Here is a 21,543-nt window from a genome sequence, read left to right on the forward strand (position 1 = left end):
GCCCCAGGGTTTCAGCACTGATGCAAAAAACGCTGGGGCTGCTTAGCAGCCCTCTCGCGACACAAGGCCGCTCCTACAAGGATCTGCGTTAACCGCTCATGCTTCAGCCGTGCCGCAGGAACTCCAGGCAGCTGCGGTTGAACAGCTCGCGATGCTCCACCTGCACCCAGTGCCCGCACCGGTTGAGCACGATGAACCGCGCCTGGCGTGCCCCGTCGATGATGTACTGGGCGCCGCTGACCGGGTTGAAGTTGTCGTTGCTGCCCCAGAACCCGAGGATCGGGCATTCGATCTCGCCCAGCCGTGCACGCATGTTCGGCACCAGCATGGTGCTGAACAGGTTCTTCGGCTGGGTCACCGCCACCGCCACTCGCTCCAGCAGCAGCTCTTCCGGCAGGATCGAGTCGTCGAACAGTTGCAGGCGCATCATGCTGCGCATTTCCTCGACGCCGATGGGGCCGGCGTTGAACAGCCCGACCATGCGCAGGATGCCGGGCATCTGGAAGTAGGTCTCGCGCTCCTCGACACCACCCGGTGCCAACAGGATCAGGCGCTCCACCCGTTGTGGCTGACGCAGGGCCAGGCCCAGGGCAATGGCGCCGCCCAGGGAATTGCCGAGCACGGTGCAGCGGTCGATGCCGAGCTGGTCGAGCAAAGCCGCCAGGCAATCGACGAAGAAGTCCAGCTCGTAGCGCACATCGTCGGGTTTGTCCGAGCGGCCGAAGCCGGGCAGGTCTAGCAGGATGTTGCGGTAGCCGGCCGTCACCAGCTGCGGGTAGTTGCCCTTGAAGTTGCTGTAGCCGCTGGCACCTGGGCCGCTGCCGTGCAGCCACAGCACCACCGGGCCCTGGCCTTCGTCCAGGTAGTGCAGGCGCAGGCCGTTGGCCAGGGTAGCGTAGTGGCCGGTGGGTAAGGGCAGGTCGACGGGTTGGTTCATGCCGGTTCTCCAGTTCTCGATGAGGGTGAGGGCGATCCTGTGCCGCCCGGGCCTGGCCGGCATCGTCCATCCGGACCACGACGCACGCTCGCCGCTAGTCCTATCGGACGATGTTCGGCGCCGGCTGGCGCCCAATCATGGTGAAAACCAAAAGGCGTCAACCAAGGAGAACGCTATGAAACTGCAGAACAAGGTGGCCTTCGTCACCGGTGCCGGGCAGGGCATGGGCCAGGCCATCGTGCGCCGCTTCGTCGCCGAAGGGGGGAAGGTGGTGGCGGTCGACCTCGATCAGGCCGCGCTCGCCGCCAGCCTGGCCGACCTCGGCGCAAAGGTGCTGGCGCTGGGTTGCAACGTCGCCGACGCGGCCTCGGTGGCCGATGCCATGGGCCAGGTCGAAGCGCATTTCGGTGGCCTGGACATCGTCGTCAACAACGCCGGTGTCGGCGCCCTCGATGCCTTCCTCGACACACCGGACGACAGCTGGGCGCGGGTGATCGGGGTCAACCTGGGCGGCACCTTCCTGTGCTGCCGCGAAGGCGCCCGGCTGATGCTCAAGGGCCAGCGCCAAGGTGTGCTGATCAACCTGTCGAGCACCGCCGCGCTGACCGGTGAAGGGCCCAGCCACTACTGCGCCTCGAAGGCCGCGGTGATGGGCCTGACCCGCTCTATCGCCCGTGAACTGGCGGCCCGGGGCATCCGCATCAACACCCTGGTACCGGGCCCGACCAACACGCCGATGATGGCCGGCATTCCCGATGAACACATGCAGGCACTGCTGAAGAACGTGCCGCTGGGGCGCATGTGCGAAACCGACGAGATCGCCCGGGTGGCGGTGTTCCTGGCCAGTGACGACGCCAGCTTCATCACCGGGCAGAACATCGCCGTCAATGGCGGCATGGCGTTTATCTGACAGGAGCGCAACCGATGAGCAAACGTCTGCAAGGCAAGATCGCCTTCGTCACCGGGGCCGGCTCCGGCATTGGCGAGGCGACCGCGCTGCGCTTCGCCGAAGAGGGCGCCCTGGTGGTGCTGTGTGGGCGGCGCCGCGAGCCGCTCGACGGGGTGCGCGAGCAGATCCTCGCCCGCGGCGGCTGCGCCGAGGTGGCGGTGGCCGACGTCAGTGACGAGCAGGCCTATGTCGCCGCGCTGCAAGCCACCGCGCAGCGCCACGGCGGCCTCGACATCCTGGTCAACAATGCCATGGCCTACACCTGGGGCAGCATCGACGGCATGAGCACCGCCGACTGGCACGCCAACTTCGCCACCACCGTGGATGGCACGTTCTGGGGCACGCGCACGGCGATGCAACTGATGAAGGGCAAGGGCGGCTCGATTGTCAACATCGCCTCGATCTGCGGCCTGTTCGGCACCGCCTGGATGGCCGGTTACTCGGCTGCCAAGGCGGCGGTGATCAACTTCAGCCGGGCGGCGGCCAGCGAAGGCGCGGCGGACAACATCCGCTGCAACGTGATCATCCCCGGGGTGGTCGACACCCCGGCAACAGCGGGCATGCTCGGCGACGCCAAGGCGCGGGCCAACACCGAGAAGGTCATCCCCATGCGCCGGGTCGGCCTGCCGCAGGAGCTGGCCAATGCCATTCTGTTCCTGGCCAGTGATGAGGCCTCATACGTGACCGGGGCGAGCCTGGCGGTGGACGGCGGGCGCGGCTCGGACCTGTACACGGTGCTGGAATGACCGCCCTGGAAAGCAGCGCCGCGCTGCTGCAGCGCATCGACCGCCTGGAGTCGCTGGACGCGATCCGCCAGCTGGCCGGCAAGTACGCCCTGGCCCTGGACATGCGCGACATGGACGCCATGGCCAACTGCTTTGCCGAAGACGTGCGGGTCGGCCGCGACAAGTTCGGTCGCGCCCACCTCAAGGCCTGGCTCGACGAGACCATGCGCAAGCAGTTCCACGGCACCTCGCACCACTTGGGCCAGCACATCATCGAGTTCAGCGATGCCGACCACGCCACCGGTGTGGTGTATTCGAAGAACGAGCATGAGACCGGGCCGGAATGGGTGATCATGCAGATGCTGTACTGGGACGACTACGAGCGCATCGACGGGCGCTGGTGCTTCCGCAGGCGGCTGCCGTGTTACTGGTACGCCACCGACCTGAACAAGCCACCGATCGGTGGCCTGAAGATGCGCTGGCCGGGGCGTGAGCCCTATGCCGGGAGCTTCCACGAGCTGTTCCCGTCGTGGGATGCGTTCTGGGCCCAGCGGCCGGACAAGGATGCCCTGCCGCATATTGCCGAGCCGGCGCCGCTGGAGGGCTTCCTGCAGGCCATGCGGCGCGGGGCAGGGGACCCAAAGATTCGAGTTCGTTAGACGATTCACTGATCCTGTAGGAGCGGCCTTGTGTCGCGAAAGGGCTGCGTAGCAGCCCCAGCTGTTCCTGCATTCCCGCTGAAACCTTGGGGCCGCTTTGCGGCCCTTTCGCGACACAAGGCCGCTCCTACACGGCGGCGCTCAGCGCCCCTTCACCTCCCGCGGCATGCCCAGCGCCCGTTCGGCAATCACATTGCGCTGGATCTCGTTACTCCCTCCATAGATCGTGTCCGCCCGGGTAAACAGGAACAGCGACTGCAACCGGCTCAACCCATAAGGCGCACTCTCCAGCACTTCAGCCGCATCCCCCAGCACATCCATGGCCAACTTGCCCAGCTCGACGTGCCAGTTCGACCAGGCCAGCTTGTAGATCATCGCCTCCCGCGCCAGGCTACCGTCCTGCGGCCCGGAGAGCATGCGCAGCGAGTTGTAGCGCAGCACCTTGAGCCCCGACCAGGCCTGGGCCAGGCGCTGGCGCAGCAGCGGGTCGCGGGCGGCGCCGTTGGCGCGGGCGATGCGCAACACCTCTTCCAGTTCGTTGTGGAACTGCATCTGCTGGCCCAGGGTCGACACGCCACGTTCGAAGCCCAGCAGGGCCATGGCGATCCTCCAGCCGTCGCCGGGCTGGCCGACCAGGTTGTTTGCCGCAGTTTCGGCCTGGTCGAAGAACACCTCGTTGAACTCGCTGGTGCCGGTCAGCTGCTGGATCGGCTGCACGCGGATGTTCGCCTGGGCCATCGGCACCAGCAGGAATGACAGCCCGTGATGGCCAACGCTGCCCGGCTCGGTACGGGCCAGCACGAAACACCAGTCGGCCTCATGGGCAAGCGAGGTCCAGACCTTTTGCCCGCTGATCAGCCAGCGCTCGCCGCTGGCATCGAGGCGGGCGCGGGTCTGCACGTTGGCCAGGTCCGAACCTGCGCCGGGCTCGGAATAGCCCTGGCACCAGAATGCCTCACCCTTGAGGATGCCCGGCAACAGGCGCTGGCGTTGCTCAGGCGTGCCGAACGCGGCGAGGGTAGGGCCGACCAGCCCTTCGCCGATGTGGCCCATGCGCCCGGGGCCGCCAGCGCGGGCGTATTCCTCGTGGAAAATCACCTGCTGGCTGATGCTCAGGCCGCGCCCGCCGTCTTCCGCCCGCCAGCCCACACCGACCCAGCCACCGCCTGCCAGCTCGCGTTCCCAATCCTTGCGTTCGGCCGGGAAGCTGTGTTCGTCGCCAGGGCCGCCACGAAAGCGCAGCTGCGCGAACTCACCTTCAAGGTGCGCCGCCAACCAGCTGGCGACCTCGTGGCGGAACGCTTCGTCTGCCTTGCTGAAACCGATTTTCATGGGCGTGCTCCCAGCAGTTCGGTGGCCAGGCACTCCCGGTGCCAGGCCGGGTTGCCCAGCAGCTGCTCGCTGGCCCTGGCGCGTTTGAAGTACAGGTGCGGGTCGTATTCCCAGGTGAAACCGACGCCGCCATGCAGCTGGATCGACTCGGCCGCACAGTGGAAGAAGGTCTCGCTGGCATGGGCCTTGGCGGTGGCCGCAGCGGCAAGCAGTTCGCCGCGCACCAGCGGGTCGCCATCTTCGGCCAGGTATTCGCGGGCCACGCAGGCGGCATACCACACCGCCGAACGGGTGCACTCGATGTGCAGCATCATGTCGGCGCAGCGGTGTTTGATGGCCTGGAAGCTGGCCACCGGCCGGCCGAACTGGTGGCGTTCGGCGATGTACGCCAGGGTCAGGTCCAGCGCCTGCTGGGCGCCGCCGAGCTGCTCGGCGGCCAGGCCAATGGCGGCGATGCGCTGGGTGGCCTGCAGCAATGGCCAGGCCTGGTCGATGGCGCACAGGCGCTGTGACTCGCTGACTTCGACCTGCTGCAGCTCGATGCGGGCCAGGCGTCGGGTCTGGTCGAGGGTGTGTAATGTAGTACGTACTATGCCTGGTGTATCGGCTGGTACGGCGAACAGGTTGATGCCCTCATCGCCGGTACTGCCGGGGCGCCGCGCGGCGATCAGCAGCAGGTCGGCCTGGGCACCATCGATGACCTGGGCGTGGCAGCCATCGAGGCGGTAGCCGTCGCCATGGGGGCGCAGTTCGGCCTGCAGCTGCCCGGCCTCCAGCGGGCAGGCGAGGGTGGCGTGCAGCTGGCCGCTGGCGATGGCCGGCAGCCAGCGGGCTTGCAGCGCCGGGTTGTCGGCCAGCAGCAGCGCCGGGGTAGCCAGGCAGGTGGTGGCGAACAGCGGCGAGCCGAGCAGGAAGCGCCCGCATTGCTCCAGCAGCACGGCCAGCTCGACGAAGCCCAGGCCCATGCCACCGTGGGCCTCGGGCACCAGCAGCGCCGGCCAGTACAGCTCCTGGCCGATCTGCCGGCACAGTTCGGAGTCGTAATCGGCCGCACGGCTCATGCCTGCGCGTACTGCATGTGAATCGCTAGCCTGGGCGAGGAAACGCTCGGCGCTGTCGCGAATCAGTAACTGTTCCTCGGTGAAAGCGAACTCCATAGGGGCATCTCTAGGCTGGTCTGTGGGAGGTAGGCAACACAGCCGAATCTAGGGCTGGGCCACGCACCGCGAATCATTGAAACGGACTAGGCCGCAGCCCTCTGCGCCCGGCATCCCGCTTAGTCTCAACGGACGATGAGCACGGCGTGGCCGCTTTGCACAATGTCCACCAGGCAACCCCTTGAGCCTGGAGGAACATGGGCATGATCGACATTCGTGGTTTGAGCTACTTCGTCGCGCAGATCGAGAACCTTGGCCAGTGGCAACGCTATGCCGAACAGGTGCTCGGCATGCAGGTGCAGGCAGCACCCGGCGGCGGCCTGTACGTGAAGATGGACGAGCGGCCTTACCGCATGCTGGTGGTCGAGGGCGATGCGCCGCGCTACCTGGCCAGTGGCTGGGAGCTGCCCGGCGAGCAGGCCTTCGTCCAGGCCCTGCAGCACCTGGAGCGCTGCGGCGTGGCCTGGCAGGTCGGCAGCCATGAGGCCATCGAGCAACGCGGCGTGCAGGCGCTGGTCACCGTCAGCGACCCGTCCGGCAACCAGCATGAGCTGAGCTGGGGCCACCGCTCCGACTGCCAGCCGTTCGTCTCGCCGCAAGGGGTGCCGTGCTTCGTCACCGGCGACATGGGCCTTGGCCACACCGTGCTGCCGGCACCCGATTTCGACGCCACCCTGGCCTTTGCCAAGGACGTGCTCGGCTTCGGCCTGTCGGACATCTTCAACTTCCGCCCCGATCCGTCGGCGCCGCCAGTGCGCATCCACTTCCTGCACTGCGCCAACGCCCGCCACCACAGCCTGGCGCTGGCCGAGTACCCGGTGCCGTCCGGCTGCGTGCACGTGATGGTCGAGGTGGACTCGATGACCGAGGTCGGCCGCGCCCACGACCGCCTGCAGGCCTATGGCGGGCAGCTGTCCGCCACCCTCGGCCAGCACCTGAACGACCGCATGACCAGTTTCTACATGAAGACACCGTCCGGCTTCGACCTGGAGTACGGCCATGGCGGGTTGCAGGTCGACTGGGCCGAGCATTCGGCCTTCGAGTTCACCCGCGTGAGTATCTGGGGCCACGACTTCTCGGTCGGCCAGCAGTAAGGAGCAGTTGAGCATGAACAAGCAAATGACCAGTGCCGACGCCGTCGCCCAGTTGCGCGACGGCATGACCATCGGTTTCGGTGGCTGGGGGCCGCGGCGCAAGCCGATGGCCATTGTCCGGGAAATCCTTCGCTCGCCGGTCAAGAACCTGACCGTGGTCGCCTATGGCGGCCCGGAGGTCGGCATGCTGTGTGCGGCCGGCAAGGTGCGCAAGCTGGTGTTCGGTTTCGTCACCCTCGATGCCATCCCGCTTGAACCCTACTACCGCAAGGCCCGTGAGGCGGGCGAGCTGGAGCTGATGGAACTCGACGAGGGGATGTTCCAGTGGGGCTTGCGCGCTGCCGGCATGCGCCTGCCATTCCTGCCCACCCGCTGTGGCCTGGCCACCGATGTGACGCGGCTGAACCCGGCGCTGAAGACCGTGCGCTCGCCCTATGACGACGGTGAGGTGCTGCTGGCCATGCCGGCGCTGGAACTGGACGTGGCATTCCTGCATGTGAACGTCGCCGACCGCCTGGGCAACTGCCTGGTCACCGGCCCCGACCCGTATTTCGACCACCTGTTCGCCCGCGCTGCCAAGCAGTGCTTCGTCTCATGCGAGCGCCTGGAAGAGCGCCTGCAGCTCGACGCCGAGCAGGCCCGCGCCAACACCTTCGAGCGCTACCTGGTGACCGGTGTGGTGCATGCACCGCTCGGTGCCCACCCGACCTCCTGCCCGTCGGACTACGGCTGGGACCTGGAGCACCTCAAGGGCTATGTCGCCAGCGCCCAGGAAGAGGGCGGCTGGCAACGCTACGTCGAGGCCTGCGTGGCCGCTGGCGAGCAGGCCTACCAGGCGCACAACGGCGGCGCCGCGCGCATGGGCGCCTTGCCCCTTCCCGTGTTTTGAGGATCCCAGTATGACTTCCACCCCTGAATTCACCCTGGCCGAACTGCTGATAGTGGCCGCCGCCGAAGCCTGGCGCGGCAATGGCGAGGTCATCGCCTCGGGCCTGGGCGTGATTCCGCGCCTGGGCGCCAGCCTGGCCAAGCACACCCACAGCCCCGAGCTGCTGATGACCGACAGCGAGGCGTTCCTGGTCGAGGAGCCGATCCCGCTGGGCCCGCGTGGCGAACAGGTGCCGCGCTACAGCGGCTACCTGAGTTTCGAGCGGGTGTTCGAATGCGTCTGGGGCGGCCGCCGCCACGCCATGATCGGGCCGACCCAGGTCGACCGCTGGGGCCAGACCAACCTGTCCTGCGTCGGCGACTACCACAAGCCGCGCACCGCAATGCTCGGCGTGCGTGGCTTGCCGGGCAACAGCATCAACCACCTCAACTCGTTCTTCGTGCCCAACCACAGCACCCGGGTGTTCGTCAGCGGCGAAGTGGACATGGTCTCTGGCGTCGGCTTCAAGGCCGAGCGCTGGCCAGAAGGCGCGCGCCGCGACCTGATGGACATCCGCCAGGTCATCACCGACCTGTGCACCCTGGACTTCGACGGCCCTGGCCGCGCCGCCCAGGTGCGCACCCTGCACCCGGGCGTGAGCTTCGACGAAGTGCAGGACAAGACCGGCTTCCCGTTGCTGCGCTCGGCGCAACTGCGCGAGACCGTGCACCCGAATGCCGAGCAACTGGCACTGATCCGCCGTCTCGACCCCCATGGCCTGCGTGCCAGCGCGATCAAGGGCAACCCGACCGGCATCCGCGCGGCCTGAGGACACCACCATGCACAGCAGCGACAGCCAATTCGTCAGCCGCGAGGACGCGGCCGTGTACGAGACCCAGGACCCGGTGCTTTATGCCGTGGCCGAGGGTATCGCCACGCTCACCCTCAATCGCCCGGCGTTCAACAACGCGCAGAACTCGCAGATGACCTACGCCCTGGACGCGGCCTTGCGCCAGGCGGTGGACGACGACAGCGTCAAGGTCATCGTGTTGTGCGGCGAGGGCAGGCACTTCTCCGCAGGCCACGACATCGGCACCCCCGGGCGTGACATCAACAAGCCGTTCGAGCGCGCCCACCTGTGGTGGGACCACACCAACAAGCCCGGTGGCGAGCAGCTGTATGCCCGCGAGCAGGAGGTCTACCTGGGCATGTGCCGGCGCTGGCGCGAGTTGCCCAAGCCGACCATCGCCATGGTCCATGGCGCCTGCGTGGCCGGTGGGCTGATGCTGGCGTGGGTCTGCGACCTGATCGTCGCCAGCGACGATGCGTTCTTCCAGGACCCTGTGGTGCGCATGGGCATTCCGGGGGTGGAGTACTTCGCCCATCCCTATGAACTGAACCCACGCATCGCCAAGGAATTCCTGTTCTGCGGCGAGCGCATGAGCGCGGAACGTGCCTACCAGATGGGCATGGTCAACCGCGTGGTGCCGCGCGACCAGTTGCAGGCGGTGACCTACGCCCTGGCGGCGAGCATCGCCCGCCAGCCACGCATGGGCCTGGCCCTGACCAAGCAGGCGATCAACCACGTCGAAGACCTGCAAGGCAAGCGCACGGCCATGGATGCGGCATTCGCCTGGCACCACTTCGCCCATGCCCACAACGAGCTGTTGTCGGGCGACAAGCTCGGCGGCTTCGATGCCAAGGGCATGGCCCAGGCCAACAAGCAGGCGCTGCACGCCGAAGGGGGCGAGCGGTGAGCCGCTGGATGAACACCGCGCTGACCGAGGCGCTGGGCTGCCGCTACCCGGTGGTGCAGACGGCCATGGGCTGGGTATCCGATGCCAACCTGGTGATCGCCACCACCCGGGCCGGCGGCTTCGGCTTCCTGGCCGGGGCGACGATTGCCGCCGAGGCGCTGGAGGCTGAGATCCGCAAGGTGATCGACGCCACCGACGGCAGCAACTTCGGCCTCAATTTCCACATGTTCCAGGACAACGCGGCGCAGTGCGTCGACCTGGCCATCCGGTATCGCCTGCGCGCCGTCAGTTATGGACGCGGGCCGGACGCGCAGACCATCGCCCGCTTCAAGGCAGCCGGGGTGTTGTGCATTCCCACCGTCGGCGCCCTTAAACATGCGCTCAAGGCCCAGCAGCTGGGCGCCGACCTGATCACCCTGCAGGCGGGCGAGGGCGGTGGCCACACGGGCGGCGTACCGGGCTCGATCCTGCTGCCGCAGGTGCTGGCGGCGGTGCGCGTGCCGGTGATCGCTGCGGGCGGGCACTCCACCGGGCGTGGCCTGGCCGCCGTGCTGGCGGCCGGGGCCAGTGGCATCGCCATGGGCACGCGGTTCCTGATGACCCGCGAATCGCCGACCCCGGCCAGTACCCTGGCGCGCTACCTCAAGGTCGACGACCCGCAGCAGGTGCGGGTGACCACGGCGGTGGACGGCATGCGCCATCGCATGATCGAAAACCGCTTCATCAACCGCCTCGAACAGGCCGGGCCGTTCGGCCGCCTGCGCATCGCCCTGGCCAGCGCCTGGCAATGGAAGCAGCACACCGGCATGAGCCTGGCGCACATGGGCGCGGTGTTCGTGCGCGCCCTGCGCGAAGACCCGGCAGCGCTGTCGCAGGTGGTCATGGCCGCTAACCAGCCGGTGCTGCTGCAACGCTCGATGGTCGATGGCGAGCCGGACGCCGGCATCCTGCCCAGCGGCCAGGTGGCGGCGGCGATCAGCGAGCTGCTGAGCTGCCGCGAGGTCATCGACGGCATCGTCGCCGAGGCCAGCCAGTGCCTGGACGCCTTGCTCGCCCGCTGCCCGGCCGAACCTGCGGCCAACCCCAACGAAAGACTTGCCCCTAGCGGAGAACGCGCATGAACCCGGCCTTCACCACCCAGATCGACCAGGGCATTGCCGAACTGGTCATCGACAAACCACCGGTCAACGCCCTCGACAGCCAGCAATGGCGTGCCCTGGCCACGCAGATCACAGCGCTGGGCGCCAACCCCGAGGTGCGCGTCATCGTCATCCGCGCCGAGGGCCGCGGCTTCTGTGCCGGCGTCGACATCAAGGAATTGGACGCCCACCCCGAGCGCATCGTCGAGGTCAACGCCGGCAACTACGAGACCTTCAAGGCCGTGCACCGCAACCCGGTGCCGGTGATCGTCGCCGTGCACGGCTTTGTGCTGGGCGGGGGCATCGGCATCACGGGTGCCGCCGACATCGTCGTGGCCGCCGACTGCGCGCGTTTTGCCCTGCCGGAAGTCGATCGCGGCGCCATGGGCGGCGGCGCCCACCTGCAGCGGCTGTTCCCGGTGCAGAAGGTGCGCTACCTGTTCTTCACCGGCGACAGCATCGACGCCACCCAGGCCCAGGCCTACGGCTTCATCGAGCGCGTGGTGCCCAGGGCGCAGCTGCGGGAAACGGCCCTGGAGATTGCCGCCCGCATCGCCGCCAAGAGCCCGGGGATGATCCGCATCGCCAAGGAGGCCTTGAACGGCATCGAAGACGGCAACCTGGAAGACAAGTACCGCTGGGAGCAGGGCTTCACCTTGCAGGCCTACACCAGCCCCGACTCGGCGGAGACCCGCCGGGCGTTTGTCGAAAAACGCGACGCCAAGTTCTGAGGGAACGCCATGCAACTGACCTATACCTCCAAGCAGCAGGCCTTCCGCGCCGAAGTGCGGGCGTGGCTCGCCCACAACCTGCCACGCGAGCCATTGGCCAGCTACGACACCCGGGAAGGCTTCGAGCAGCACCGGGCCTGGGAAGCGAAGCTGTTCGAAAGCCGCTGGTCGATGGTGATGTGGCCCGCCGAGCTTGGCGGGCGCGGCTGCGACCTGACCGAATGGCTGATCTTCGAGGAAGAGTACTACGGCGCCGGGGCGCCGATGCGGGTCAACCAGAACGGCCAGCTGCTGCTCGGCCCTACTTTGATGGAGTTCGGCACTGCCGAACAGAAGCGCCGCTTCCTGCCGCGCATGGCGGCCAGTGTCGACATGTGGGCGCAGGGCTGGTCGGAGCCCAACGCCGGCTCGGACATGGCGGCGATCACCAGCAAGGCGCTGCTCGACGGCGACCACTACGTGCTCAATGGCCAGAAGACCTGGTCGACCCGGGCGATCTACGCCGACTGGCTGTTCGGCCTGTTCCGCAGCGAGCCCGGCTCCAGCCGCCACCATGGTCTGTCGTTCCTGATGGTGCCGCTGGATGCGCCCGGGGTCAGCATTCGCCCGATCAAGGCGCTCAACGGCAAGGATGCCTTCGCCGAAGTGTTCTTCGACGACGTGCGCGTGCCGGTGGCCAACCGCATCGGTGCCGAGGGCCAGGGCTGGCATGTGGCGATGGCCACCGCCGGCTTCGAGCGCGGGCTGCTGCTGCGCTCACCGGCGCGCTTCCAGTACACCGCGCGCAAGCTGGTGGAGCTGTTCAAGGCCCACCCTGAAAGCGCCGCGCGCGACCCTGCCCTGGGCGATGCGGTGATCGACTGCTGGATGGGCGCCGAAGCCTATGCCCTGTCGGCCTACCACACGGTGGGGCGGCTGGCCCGTGGCGAGCAGATCGGTGCCGAGTCGAGCATCAACAAGATCATCTGGTCGGAGCTGGACCTGAAGATGCACGAAACCGCCATGCGCCTGCTGGGTGCCCGTGGCGAGCTGCTGGCCGGCGCAGCGGCGGCGGGCGATGCGGCGGGCTGGCTGGAGGGCTTCCTGTTCGCCCAGGCCGGGCCGATCTACGCCGGCACCAACGAGATCCAGCGCAATATCATCGCCGAGCGCATGCTCGGCCTGCCCAAGTAAGGACCAGGCCATGGACTTCACCTTTACCGATGACCAGCTGTCGTTTCGCGAAGCCATCAGCCGTTTCCTGATGACCGAAGCCGCCCCGGAGATGCTCCGGGAAATCTGGGAGACCGACGCCGGCCGTTCGCCGGACCTGCGCAACCGCATCGCCGCCCAGGGCCTGACCGCGCTGTCGGTGCCCGAAGCCGAGGGCGGGCTGGGCATGGACGACGTGGCCTGGGCGCTGATGACCCAGGAGCTGGGCTACTACGGCATCCCCGACTCGCTGGCCGACACCGCCTACGTGGCCGCCGGCCTGCTGGCCAACCTTGACCCCGGCCACCCGGCGCGGGCCGAGCTGCTGCCGCGCATTGCCGAGGGCAGCGTGCGCCTGGCGATCAGCCACGGCATCAACCCGCTGGTCAGCGATGCCCAGCTGGCCGAGGTGCTGATCCTGCCCGCTGGCGACGATTTGCACCTGGTGCCCCGTGCGACGGTGGATGTGCAGGGCAACCCGAGCATCGACGCCTCGCGGCGCCTCGGCCAGGTGAGCTGGAACCCGACGCCGCAGACCCTGCTGGCCAGTGGCGAACAGGGCCGGCGCCTGCAGGCACAGATGCTCGACCGGGGTGCGCTGTCGGTGGCCGGCCAATTGCTTGGCCTGGCCCAGCGCATGCTCGACCTGTCGGTGGACTACGTGGCTCAGCGCAAACAGTTTGGCCGCCCGATCGGCAGCTTCCAGGCGGTCAAGCATCACCTGGCCGACGTGGCACGGCAAATCGAGCAGGCCAAGCCGGTGCTGTACCGCGCCGCCCATGGCTTGGCGCAAGGTGAGGCAAACGCTTCGGTGTGGGTTTCCCAGGCTCGCCTGGCGTGCTGCGAGGCCAGCTGGCTGGCGGCGCGCCAGGGCATCCAGGTGCATGGCGCGATGGGGTACACCTGGGAGGTGGACCTGCAGATGTTCATGAAGCGGGCCTGGGCGCTGGACGCGTCCTGGGGTGACCGCGGTTTCCACAAGTCCCGCGTCGGCGCCTTCCTGTTTGCCGACAACACCCGGCTCGGGCCGGGGCATACCTTCGAGGAGTAGTACATGGCACAGGCATATATCGTCGATGCGCTGCGCAGCCCCACCGGCAAGCGCAAAGGCGCGCTGGGCGAGGTGCACGCCATCGACCTGGGCGCGCATGTGCTCAAGGCCCTGGTGGCGCGCAATGCCATCCCGGCCGAGGATTACGACGACGTGATCTTTGGCTGCGTCGACACCATTGGCGCCCAGGCCGGCGACATCGCCCGCACCAGCTGGCTGGCCGCCGGGCTGCCGCTGTCGGTGCCGGGGACCACCGTCGACCGCCAGTGCGGTTCGTCGCAGCAGGCACTGCACTTCGCCGCCCAGGCGGTGATGAGTGGCACACAGGACGTGGTGGCGGTCGGCGGCGTGCAGACCATGAGCCGTATTCCGATTGCTTCGGCGATGCTCGCCGGGCAACCGCTGGGCTTTGCCGACCCGTTCAGCGGCAGTGAGGGCTGGCGTGCGCGCTTCGGCACGCAGCCGGTCAACCAGTTCTATGCCGCCCAGCGCATCGCCGACCATTGGCAGATCAGCCGCGAGCAGATGGAGGTGTTCGCCCTGCAAAGCCACCAGCGGGCGTTGGCGGCCATGGCCAGCGGGCGCTTCGCCCGCGAGATCGTCGGTTATCAGGGGCTGAAGGTGGATGAAACGCCGCGCCAGAGCAGCCTGGCGAAAATGGCCGAGCTGCAGCCGGTCGATCCGCAGTACCCGTCGATCACGGCCGCAGTGTCGAGCCAGACCTGCGATGCATCGGCGGCGTTACTGGTGGTCTCCGAGGCCGCGCTCAAGCGCTACGACCTGACCCCGAGGGCGCGCATCCACCACCTGACGGTGCTCGGCGACGACCCGATCTGGCACCTCACCGCACCCATCGCCGCCACCCGCAGGGCCTTGCAACGCACCGGCCTGCGCATGGCCGACATCGACCGGGTGGAAATCAACGAGGCGTTCGCCTCGGTGGTGATGGCCTGGAGCAAGGAACTCGACTACGACCCGGCCCGCACCAACGTAAACGGCGGTGCCATCGCCCTCGGCCACCCGCTCGGCGCGACCGGCGCCCGGCTGATCACTACGCTGCTCAACGAACTGGAATGCAGCGGTGGCCGCTATGGCTTGCAGACCATGTGCGAGGGCGGCGGCCAGGCCAACGTGACGATCATCGAGCGCCTTTGAGCCGCGCTCTTCATTCCAAGCAAAAGGATTCAGACATGGCGATATGTGAAGGCCGCACCGTGATCATCACCGGTGCCGGCGGCGGGCTGGGCCGCGCCTACGCGCTGGCATTTGCCGCGCAGGGCGCCCGGGTGGTGGTCAACGACATCCGTGCCGAGGCGGCCCAGGCGGTGGCCGAGGAGATCCGCACCAGCGGTGGCCAGGCCATCGGCAACAGCGACGACATCACCAGCCTGGCCAGCGCCCAGCGCATCATCGACGCCGCGCTGGCGGCGTTCGGCGAGGTGCACGTGCTGGTCAACAACGCCGGGGTGCTGCGTGACCGCATGTTCATAAGCCTGGAGGAGGACGACTGGGACTTGGTGATACGCGTGCACCTCAAGGGCCACTACTGCCTGGCCAACCTGCTCGGGCGCCGCTGGCGCGACCTGGCCAAGGCCGGCAGCCCGGTGGCCGGGCGGATCATCAACACCAGCTCCGGGGCCGGCCTGCAGGGCTCGATCGGCCAGTCCAACTACGCCGCGGCCAAGGGCGGCATCGCCGCGCTGACGCTGGTGCAGGCGGCCGAGCTGGCGCGCTACGGCGTCACTGCCAATGCCCTGGCACCGGCAGCACGCACGGCGATGACCGAAAGCGCGATGCCGGATGTGGTCAAGGCTCCGGAGGACGGCAGTTTCGATGCCTGGGCACCGGAGAACGTCGCGCCGCTGGTGGTGTGGCTGGGCAGTGTCGAGTCTGGCCAGGTGACCGGGCAGGTGTTCGAAAGCCAGGGCGGGCGGATTTCGCTGGCCGATGGCTGGCGCACCGGCACCACCCAGGACAAGGGCGGGCGCTGGCAGGTCGAGGAAATCGGCCCGGTCGTTGCGCAGATCCTGGCCCAGGCACCCGCGGCCCAACGGGTCTGGGGCAGCTGATACGCGCCCGTAGACCTTCGACTTGAGGAAATCCCCCATGAAACACGTTCCCCCTTATGTACCCGGCCACCAGTTGCTGGCCGGCAAGTCGGTGCTGATCACGGCTGCTGCCGGTGCCGGTATCGGCTACTCGGCGGCCCGGCGCAGCGCCGAGGAAGGTTGCCGGGCGCTGATGATTTCCGATGTGCACCCGCGCCGTCTCGAAGAGGCGGTGGAGCGCCTGAAGGCGGAGACCGGCCTGCAGGCCATTCATGGCCAGCTGTGCGACGTCACCGTGGAGGCCGATGTGCAGGCCCTGGTCGACCGCGCCGAGAGCCTGCTGGGCGGCGTCGATGTGCTGATCAACAACGCCGGGCTCGGCGGCCAGAAGGCCGTGGTCGAGATGACCGACCAGGAATGGTCGCGGGTGCTGGATGTGACCCTGACCGGTACCTTTCGCATGACCCGGGCGATGCTGCCGCACATGCAGCGGCGCGGCGCCGGAGCCATCGTCAACAACGCCTCGGTGCTGGGCTGGCGGGCGCAGAAGGAGCAGGCCCACTATGCCGCGGCCAAGGCGGGGGTGATGGCGCTGACCCGCTGCAGCGCGCTGGAGGCAGCCGAGCATGGTGTGCGCATCAACGCGGTGTCGCCCTCGATTGCCTTGCACGACTTCCTCAAGAAGGCCTCAAGCGAAGCGTTACTGGCCAACCTGGCCAGCCGCGAGGCCTTTGGCCGCGCCGCCGAGGTCTGGGAGGTCGCCAATGTGATGATGTTCTTGGCCAGTGACTACGCGTCGTACATGGTCGGCGAAGTGTTGTCGGTCAGTTCGCAGCAAGCCTGAGGAGCGCCCCAATGAATCATGTGTTCAACAGTGCCGAGGCCTTGCTTGCCGCCGAGGGCATGGACCTCGGCCACAGCGAGTGGCTGACCATCAGCCAGTCGCGCATCGACCTCTTTGCCGAAGCCACGGGCGACCACCAGTGGATCCATGTCGACCCGGAGCGGGCCGCGCAAGGCCCGTTCGGTGCCTGCATTGCCCACGGCTACCTGACCCAGTCGCTGGTCAACCTGTTCCTGCCGCAGCTGCTGACCCTCGACAACCTGGCCATGGGGGTGAACTACGGCAGCGACCGGGTGCGCTTCCCGGCACCGGTGCGCGTTGGTGCGCGGGTGCGTGGCCATGGCCAGATCCTGCGTGCCGAGCAGCTGGCCGACAGCGTGCAGCTGGTGGTGCGGGTCAGCGTCGAGATCGAAGGCGAAAGCCGCCCTGGCTGCGTGATCGACACCATCAGCCGCTACACCTTCAACCCTGCTACCGAGTGAGCCGTCATGGACCAGAATGAAGCCGTCATCGTTGCCACCGCCCGTACCGCGCTGGCCAAGTCGTTCCGTGGGTCGTTCAACGACACCGAGGCCCCTGTGCTGGGCGGGCACGTGGTGCGTGCCGTGGTCGAGCGCAGCGGGGTCGAGGCCGCGGCTATCGACGATGTGATCATGGGCGCAGCCGTGCAGCAGGGCACCCAGGCCTACAACATCGGCCGCCTGTGTGCCTATACCGGCGGGCTGCCCCACAGCGTGCCGGGCATGGCCGTGGACCGCATGTGCGCCTCTGGCCTGATCAGCATCGGCATGGCCGCCAAGGGCATCGTCACCGGCGAGCTGAACATTGCCATCGGCGGCGGCGTGGAGTCGCTGTCGCTGACCCAGACCAAGCACAAGAACAGCTACCGGGCCCAGTCCCAGGCGGTGCAGGCGCTGATGCCGGACGCCTACATCCCGATGCTGGAGACCGCCGAGATCGTGTCGCGCCGTTATGGCATCAGCCGCGCCGCGCAGGATGAGTATTCGCTGCAGAGCCAGCTGCGTACCGCGGCGGCCCAGCGTGACGGGCTGTTCGCCGAAGAGCTGGTGCCGCTGGAGGTCGACAAGCTGCTGTTCGACCAGGACGGCCAGCCTGCCGGGCATCAGCGGGTGCGCGTCGAGCGTGACGAATGCAACCGCCCGGGTACGCGCCTGGAGGACCTGGTCGCGCTGAAGCCGGTGTGGAAGGACGGCAAGTGGGTGAGCCATGGGGAGTTCGTCACGGCGGGCAATGCCTCGCAGTTTTCCGATGGTGCGTCGGCCAGCCTGTTGATGAGCCGCGCCGAGGCACGCAGGCGGGGGCTGACGCCGTTGGGCATCTATCGCGGTATTGCCCTGGCCGGGTGTGCCCCGCAGGAAATGGGCATCGGGCCGGTGCTGGCGGTGCCCAAACTGCTCAAGCGCTTTGGCCTGGATGTTGCGGACATCGGCCTGTGGGAGATCAACGAGGCCTTTGCCTGCCAGGTGCTGCATTGCCGGGATGCGCTGGAGATCCCGCCGGAGCGGTTGAATGTGAATGGCGGGGCGATTGCCATTGGGCATCCGTTTGGTATGTCCGGGGCACGGATGGTGGGGCATGCGTTGCTGGAAGGGCGGCGGCGCGGGGTGAGGTATGTGGTGGTGGCGATGTGCATTGGTGGGGGGATGGGGGCGGCGGGGTTGTTTGAGTTGCCTTGAGGCTGGGTCGGTTTTTTTGGGGGCCAGAGTTTTTCTGCCTTAGCGCCTGTGGGAGCCGCGCTTCGTCGCCACGACAAGCGCGGCTTCCACAAGTCCAGCGCTTCCAGAGGGGCCAACCTCACAGGCAGAGTTAGGCCATTTGGACGATGTAGCCCAGGCCAGAGCGGTCGGATCATCCAGGCACAATTCCAAGAGGGTCACCCCAATGAAGCCTGCCTCGCGCCAGCTGACCGGCTATGTCATGAGCGCCATTGTTATCGCCGCCGTGGTCTTTGCCTTCGCCCCCCGTCAACCCGCGCCCCTGGCGATCACCGAGGTGCTGGCCGACCGGGTCCAGGTCAATGCGCTGATCAGCAGCGGTGACCGGCTGATTGCCGTCGGTGAGCGCGGCACTTTGCTGGCCAGCCACGACAGCGGCCGCAGCTGGCAGGCCAGCCAGCCTGGCATCGGCCGCGAGGTGACGCTGACCGGCGTGGTCGCCCTGAACGACCAGGTGCTGGTTGCGGTCGGCCACGATGGCTGGATCCTGCGCTCGGGCGATGCCGGCCAGACCTGGCAGGAAAAACACTACGACGCCGACCTCGGCGAGCCACTGCTGGGCGTGTGGAGTGCAGACGGCAAGCAGGTGGTGGCCTACGGCAGCTATGGCAAGTATCTGGTCTCCGACGATGCCGGTGAGCACTGGGCCGCGCGCGAAATGCCCGGTGACGGTGCCCACTTCAACGGCCTCGACGGCGGCACCGACGGCCGCCAGATGCTGGTCGGCGAGCAGGGCCTGGTGCTGCGTTCCAGCGATGGCGGCCAGCACTGGCAGCAGATGCCGGCCTTCTACAATGGCTCGCTGTTCGGTGTGGTGCGCCTCTCGGCTTCGACTTGGCTGGCCTACGGCATGCGTGGCCATGTGTTTCGAAGCCGCGACTTCGGCGACAGCTGGGCGCGGGTCGAGGTCGGCAGCAGTCAGCCGATCTACGGCCACGCCCGCTTGCCGGGGCAGGCCGGGCTGGTGCTGGTGGGCGGCGGCAGCCGGCTGATTCACCTGGATGCCGAGGGCGACCTGCTCGGCATCGACCAGCTCAGTGGCCTGGGCACCTTGACCTCGGCGGTGGGCCTCAGCGGCCGCCACCTGCTGGTAGCCGGTGAACGTGGCGTGTTCCAGGGCGCCCACCCTGACGTGGTGCTGAGCCAGGCGGCGCGGCGATGAGTGGCGCCCGCAGCGAGCGCTGGGTGCGCCGTTGTGCCGACCTGCGGTTCGGTGCCCGCGCCCCTGATCTGGAGCCTGCCCATGTTGTCTAACGCACAGGTGTTGGACCAGCTGGGCATCGAGCTCGGCGAGTACGAACGCCTGCTCGGCAACATGTACGATGCGGCGCTCGATACCCAGCGACTCAACGAGGCACTGCGCCAGCTGCGCGAGCTGTTTGCGGCCAGCTATGTGACGCTGATCCTGCGGGTGCTCGATGCGCCGTTGCTGTCGCCGATGATGGTCGCCGGCGATGTCGAGCCCGAGGAGGGGGGCGTCAACCATTTCGCCTACTGCGAGAAAGCCTCGCTGTTCGACAGGCTGCCGGTGGATACGGTGTTCACCGTCGACCAGCTGCTGAGCGATGCCGAGTGGGCCTGTTCGTCGTTCTACCTGTTGTACTGCGCACCCTACGGCTGCTTCCACATGCTCGGCGTCGACATTAGCATGCCCGACGGTGGCACCCTGCGCCTGCGCATCAACCGCCCCCGTGGGCAGGCGCGTTTCGGCGAGCTGGAGCGGGCGCTGTGCGCCATGCTGGTGCCGCACCTGCGCCGCGCCCTGCACATGCACGGGCTGCTCGACCGCAGCGCCTCGCTGGGCACGCTGTATTCCCAGGCCATCAACCGCCTGGCCGTCGCCACCATCATGCTCGACGAGACCGGCAGTGTGCTGCAGCTGAACCCGGTGGCCCGCGAGATCCTCGACAGCAACGACGGGCTTAAGCTGGTGGGTGGTCGCCTGGAGGCCACCTACCCGAGCGACAACCGCGAGCTGGGCCGGCTGGTGCGCAGCGCCTTCTTGCGCAGCCGGCAAGGCAACCTGGCTGCACAAGGCGCCGAGGCGATGTCGGTGTCGCGCCCGTCCGGGCAGGTCAACCTGGGGGTGGTGGTGGAGCTGGTGCCGTCCCAGCAACTGGTCGAGGGCAAAGGCAAGCCGACGGTGGTGGTGTACGTGCGCGACGCGGTGGGCAAGTCGCTGGCGAGCAACACGGTGACCGCGCAGCTTTACAACCTCACACCGGCCGAAACCGGCCTGGCCCTTGAATTGGCCAATGGCCTGTCCCTGGAAGAGGCGTCCGAGCGCCTCAACATCCGCCGCAACACGGCACGTGCGCACTTGCGCTCGATCTTCTCGAAGACCGGGGTGCGGCGCCAGACCGAGCTGGTGCGGATCATGCTCAACAGCGTGGTCGCACTGGGCGAGCCCGGCAGCGTGGCGCCGCAAACGCGTTAGTCCGAGCGGACGATGCTGCTGCCGCGAGGGCCTGCCGATACTGGGCCACCGCTATCGGTAACCAAGGAGAACAACAATGACCGAGAGTATTCTGGCGCGCCGTGGCCTGGCCCTGGGCCTGCTGCTGGCTGCGGCGCCGGGTCTGGCGCTGGCCGCGCCCGAGGATGTCGAGCGCCTGGGCAAGGACCTGACCTGCCTCGGTGCCGACCCCAGCGGCAATGCCGACGGCAGCATCCCGCCCTTTTCCGGCAAGTGGCTGGGCGTGCCGCCGCATGTGGCGTTCAAGGGCACCGGCCAGCACCCGGTCGACCCGTACCCTGATGAAAAGCCCTTGTTCGTGATCACCGCCGACAACCTGGGGCAATACGCCGATGCCCTGTCCGACGGGCAGAAGGCGCTGTTAACGTTGTACCCGGCTACTTTCAAGATACCGGTCTACCCCAGCCACCGGGACTTTCGCTTCGACGATGCGGTGTGCCAGGCCACCCGCGAGAACGCCAGGCTGGCCAAGCTGGTGGACGACGGCGAGGGCGTGGTCGGCAAGACCGGCGGTACGCCATTCCCGGTACCGCGCAGCGGCCTGGAACTGCTGAAGAACGCTTCGACCTTCACCTTGCGCGCCTGGACCGAGGAATACACCTCCGACAACGCCTACGTGCTCAAGGACGGCAACATCAACTGGGGCCGCGTGCATTCGCGCAACCTGGCCCCGGCACTGGAGCCGGGCAAGGTCGGTGACACGCTGGGCAACTCGTCGTTCTACCTCAACGAAACCCTGCTGCCACAGCGCGACAAGGGCGAGATCAACACCGGCACCGAGTTCTGGAACGACAAGACCGAACCGGGGGAGGGGTGGGGGTGCGACCCGGGTACGAGGTGGGTGTTGTA

General features: G+C 67.7%; 22 protein-coding genes. 19 read left to right on the forward strand and 3 right to left on the reverse strand.

Features of this window, described 5'->3' with window-relative positions:
* Window positions 1–103: 103 nt before the first annotated feature.
* Entirely contained in the window at window positions 104–937 is an 834-nt protein-coding gene (locus ACLEJU_RS18750; RefSeq protein WP_435423497.1) for an alpha/beta fold hydrolase, read from the reverse strand.
* 175 nt (window positions 938–1,112) lie between these two features.
* Between ACLEJU_RS18750 and ACLEJU_RS18755 the strand changes: the two genes are divergently transcribed.
* From ACLEJU_RS18755 to ACLEJU_RS18765, 3 genes are read left to right on the forward strand one after another with little or no spacing between them, the layout of a single operon-like run.
* The gene (locus ACLEJU_RS18755; protein WP_435423498.1) at window positions 1,113–1,847 is read left to right on the forward strand and encodes an SDR family NAD(P)-dependent oxidoreductase; all 735 of its coding nucleotides are present in this window, start codon (window positions 1,113–1,115) and stop codon (window positions 1,845–1,847) included.
* 14 nt (window positions 1,848–1,861) lie between these two features.
* Complete coding sequence (locus tag ACLEJU_RS18760; protein WP_435423499.1) at window positions 1,862–2,632, forward strand: SDR family NAD(P)-dependent oxidoreductase; 771 nt, start codon at window positions 1,862–1,864, stop codon at window positions 2,630–2,632.
* Window positions 2,629–3,270 (forward strand): nuclear transport factor 2 family protein, encoded by a 642-nt coding sequence (locus ACLEJU_RS18765; protein WP_435423500.1) that lies wholly within the window; start codon window positions 2,629–2,631, stop codon window positions 3,268–3,270. The genes ACLEJU_RS18760 and ACLEJU_RS18765 overlap by 4 nt, the downstream gene beginning before the upstream one ends.
* Window positions 3,271–3,411: 141 nt before the next feature.
* Here ACLEJU_RS18765 and ACLEJU_RS18770 read toward each other — a convergent pair whose 3' ends face one another.
* Window positions 3,412–4,602: an acyl-CoA dehydrogenase family protein gene (locus ACLEJU_RS18770; RefSeq protein ID WP_435423501.1), complete on the reverse strand. Its 1,191-nt coding sequence runs from the start codon at window positions 4,600–4,602 to the stop codon at window positions 3,412–3,414.
* The gene (locus ACLEJU_RS18775; protein ID WP_435423502.1) at window positions 4,599–5,759 is read right to left on the reverse strand and encodes an acyl-CoA dehydrogenase family protein; all 1,161 of its coding nucleotides are present in this window, start codon (window positions 5,757–5,759) and stop codon (window positions 4,599–4,601) included. The genes ACLEJU_RS18770 and ACLEJU_RS18775 overlap by 4 nt, the downstream gene beginning before the upstream one ends.
* A gap of 203 nt (window positions 5,760–5,962) precedes the next feature.
* Between ACLEJU_RS18775 and ACLEJU_RS18780 the strand changes: the two genes are divergently transcribed.
* The 16 genes from ACLEJU_RS18780 to ACLEJU_RS18855 form a co-directional block, all read left to right on the forward strand.
* The gene (locus tag ACLEJU_RS18780) at window positions 5,963–6,853 is read left to right on the forward strand and encodes a VOC family protein (RefSeq protein ID WP_435423503.1); all 891 of its coding nucleotides are present in this window, start codon (window positions 5,963–5,965) and stop codon (window positions 6,851–6,853) included.
* 13 nt (window positions 6,854–6,866) lie between these two features.
* A complete protein-coding gene (locus ACLEJU_RS18785; protein ID WP_435423504.1) occupies window positions 6,867–7,742 on the forward strand; it encodes a CoA transferase subunit A in 876 nt (291 codons plus the stop codon).
* A gap of 10 nt (window positions 7,743–7,752) precedes the next feature.
* Window positions 7,753–8,550: a CoA-transferase subunit beta gene (locus ACLEJU_RS18790; RefSeq protein ID WP_435423505.1), complete on the forward strand. Its 798-nt coding sequence runs from the start codon at window positions 7,753–7,755 to the stop codon at window positions 8,548–8,550.
* Between the two features lie 10 nt (window positions 8,551–8,560).
* Window positions 8,561–9,478, forward strand: coding sequence for an enoyl-CoA hydratase (locus ACLEJU_RS18795; protein ID WP_435423506.1), 918 nt, complete (start codon window positions 8,561–8,563; stop codon window positions 9,476–9,478).
* Entirely contained in the window at window positions 9,475–10,599 is a 1,125-nt protein-coding gene (locus tag ACLEJU_RS18800; RefSeq protein ID WP_435423507.1) for an NAD(P)H-dependent flavin oxidoreductase, read from the forward strand. Before ACLEJU_RS18795 ends, ACLEJU_RS18800 begins: the two co-directional genes overlap by 4 nt.
* Complete coding sequence (locus tag ACLEJU_RS18805) at window positions 10,596–11,348, forward strand: enoyl-CoA hydratase family protein (RefSeq protein ID WP_435423508.1); 753 nt, start codon at window positions 10,596–10,598, stop codon at window positions 11,346–11,348. Before ACLEJU_RS18800 ends, ACLEJU_RS18805 begins: the two co-directional genes overlap by 4 nt.
* A 9-nt stretch (window positions 11,349–11,357) precedes the next feature.
* Window positions 11,358–12,521: an acyl-CoA dehydrogenase family protein gene (locus ACLEJU_RS18810; protein WP_435423509.1), complete on the forward strand. Its 1,164-nt coding sequence runs from the start codon at window positions 11,358–11,360 to the stop codon at window positions 12,519–12,521.
* 10 nt (window positions 12,522–12,531) lie between these two features.
* The gene (locus ACLEJU_RS18815) at window positions 12,532–13,590 is read left to right on the forward strand and encodes an acyl-CoA dehydrogenase family protein (RefSeq protein WP_435423510.1); all 1,059 of its coding nucleotides are present in this window, start codon (window positions 12,532–12,534) and stop codon (window positions 13,588–13,590) included.
* Between the two features lie 3 nt (window positions 13,591–13,593).
* Window positions 13,594–14,745, forward strand: coding sequence for an acetyl-CoA C-acetyltransferase (locus ACLEJU_RS18820; RefSeq protein ID WP_435423511.1), 1,152 nt, complete (start codon window positions 13,594–13,596; stop codon window positions 14,743–14,745).
* A 35-nt stretch (window positions 14,746–14,780) separates the two neighbouring features.
* The gene (locus ACLEJU_RS18825; RefSeq protein WP_435423512.1) at window positions 14,781–15,659 is read left to right on the forward strand and encodes an SDR family oxidoreductase; all 879 of its coding nucleotides are present in this window, start codon (window positions 14,781–14,783) and stop codon (window positions 15,657–15,659) included.
* Between the two features lie 37 nt (window positions 15,660–15,696).
* On the forward strand, window positions 15,697–16,482 hold the full coding sequence (locus tag ACLEJU_RS18830; protein ID WP_435423513.1) for an SDR family oxidoreductase: 786 nt from the start codon (window positions 15,697–15,699) through the stop codon (window positions 16,480–16,482).
* Between the two features lie 11 nt (window positions 16,483–16,493).
* On the forward strand, window positions 16,494–16,964 hold the full coding sequence (locus ACLEJU_RS18835; protein WP_435423514.1) for a MaoC family dehydratase: 471 nt from the start codon (window positions 16,494–16,496) through the stop codon (window positions 16,962–16,964).
* Between the two features lie 6 nt (window positions 16,965–16,970).
* A complete protein-coding gene (locus ACLEJU_RS18840) occupies window positions 16,971–18,179 on the forward strand; it encodes an acetyl-CoA C-acyltransferase (RefSeq protein WP_435423515.1) in 1,209 nt (402 codons plus the stop codon).
* A gap of 205 nt (window positions 18,180–18,384) precedes the next feature.
* Window positions 18,385–19,380 carry a WD40/YVTN/BNR-like repeat-containing protein gene (locus ACLEJU_RS18845; protein WP_435423516.1) on the forward strand — a complete coding sequence of 332 codons (996 nt, stop codon included), beginning with the start codon at window positions 18,385–18,387 and terminating at the stop codon, window positions 19,378–19,380.
* An 81-nt stretch (window positions 19,381–19,461) separates the two neighbouring features.
* Entirely contained in the window at window positions 19,462–20,655 is a 1,194-nt protein-coding gene (locus ACLEJU_RS18850; RefSeq protein WP_435423517.1) for a helix-turn-helix transcriptional regulator, read from the forward strand.
* A 76-nt stretch (window positions 20,656–20,731) separates the two neighbouring features.
* Window positions 20,732–21,543 (forward strand): DUF1329 domain-containing protein (locus ACLEJU_RS18855; protein ID WP_440776736.1); only part of this gene is annotated, 812 nt, incomplete at its 3' end.

The organism is Pseudomonas sp. SMN11, assembly GCF_052041945.1.
Taxonomy (GTDB): domain Bacteria; phylum Pseudomonadota; class Gammaproteobacteria; order Pseudomonadales; family Pseudomonadaceae; genus Aquipseudomonas.

What these genes read in the sequence shown, in the direction of transcription:
- ACLEJU_RS18750 (WP_435423497.1), bottom strand. Translation starts at nt 937, where the DNA reads ATGAACCAACCCGTCGACCTGCCCTTACCCACCGGCCACTACGCTACC.
- ACLEJU_RS18755 (WP_435423498.1), top strand. Translation starts at nt 1,113, where the DNA reads ATGAAACTGCAGAACAAGGTGGCCTTCGTCACCGGTGCCGGGCAGGGC.
- ACLEJU_RS18760 (WP_435423499.1), top strand. Translation starts at nt 1,862, where the DNA reads ATGAGCAAACGTCTGCAAGGCAAGATCGCCTTCGTCACCGGGGCCGGC.
- ACLEJU_RS18765 (WP_435423500.1), top strand. Translation starts at nt 2,629, where the DNA reads ATGACCGCCCTGGAAAGCAGCGCCGCGCTGCTGCAGCGCATCGACCGC.
- ACLEJU_RS18770 (WP_435423501.1), bottom strand. Translation starts at nt 4,602, where the DNA reads ATGAAAATCGGTTTCAGCAAGGCAGACGAAGCGTTCCGCCACGAGGTC.
- ACLEJU_RS18775 (WP_435423502.1), bottom strand. Translation starts at nt 5,759, where the DNA reads ATGGAGTTCGCTTTCACCGAGGAACAGTTACTGATTCGCGACAGCGCC.
- ACLEJU_RS18780 (WP_435423503.1), top strand. Translation starts at nt 5,963, where the DNA reads ATGATCGACATTCGTGGTTTGAGCTACTTCGTCGCGCAGATCGAGAAC.
- ACLEJU_RS18785 (WP_435423504.1), top strand. Translation starts at nt 6,867, where the DNA reads ATGAACAAGCAAATGACCAGTGCCGACGCCGTCGCCCAGTTGCGCGAC.
- ACLEJU_RS18790 (WP_435423505.1), top strand. Translation starts at nt 7,753, where the DNA reads ATGACTTCCACCCCTGAATTCACCCTGGCCGAACTGCTGATAGTGGCC.
- ACLEJU_RS18795 (WP_435423506.1), top strand. Translation starts at nt 8,561, where the DNA reads ATGCACAGCAGCGACAGCCAATTCGTCAGCCGCGAGGACGCGGCCGTG.
- ACLEJU_RS18805 (WP_435423508.1), top strand. Translation starts at nt 10,596, where the DNA reads ATGAACCCGGCCTTCACCACCCAGATCGACCAGGGCATTGCCGAACTG.
- ACLEJU_RS18810 (WP_435423509.1), top strand. Translation starts at nt 11,358, where the DNA reads ATGCAACTGACCTATACCTCCAAGCAGCAGGCCTTCCGCGCCGAAGTG.
- ACLEJU_RS18815 (WP_435423510.1), top strand. Translation starts at nt 12,532, where the DNA reads ATGGACTTCACCTTTACCGATGACCAGCTGTCGTTTCGCGAAGCCATC.
- ACLEJU_RS18820 (WP_435423511.1), top strand. Translation starts at nt 13,594, where the DNA reads ATGGCACAGGCATATATCGTCGATGCGCTGCGCAGCCCCACCGGCAAG.
- ACLEJU_RS18825 (WP_435423512.1), top strand. Translation starts at nt 14,781, where the DNA reads ATGGCGATATGTGAAGGCCGCACCGTGATCATCACCGGTGCCGGCGGC.
- ACLEJU_RS18830 (WP_435423513.1), top strand. Translation starts at nt 15,697, where the DNA reads ATGAAACACGTTCCCCCTTATGTACCCGGCCACCAGTTGCTGGCCGGC.
- ACLEJU_RS18835 (WP_435423514.1), top strand. Translation starts at nt 16,494, where the DNA reads ATGAATCATGTGTTCAACAGTGCCGAGGCCTTGCTTGCCGCCGAGGGC.
- ACLEJU_RS18840 (WP_435423515.1), top strand. Translation starts at nt 16,971, where the DNA reads ATGGACCAGAATGAAGCCGTCATCGTTGCCACCGCCCGTACCGCGCTG.
- ACLEJU_RS18845 (WP_435423516.1), top strand. Translation starts at nt 18,385, where the DNA reads ATGAAGCCTGCCTCGCGCCAGCTGACCGGCTATGTCATGAGCGCCATT.
- ACLEJU_RS18850 (WP_435423517.1), top strand. Translation starts at nt 19,462, where the DNA reads ATGTTGTCTAACGCACAGGTGTTGGACCAGCTGGGCATCGAGCTCGGC.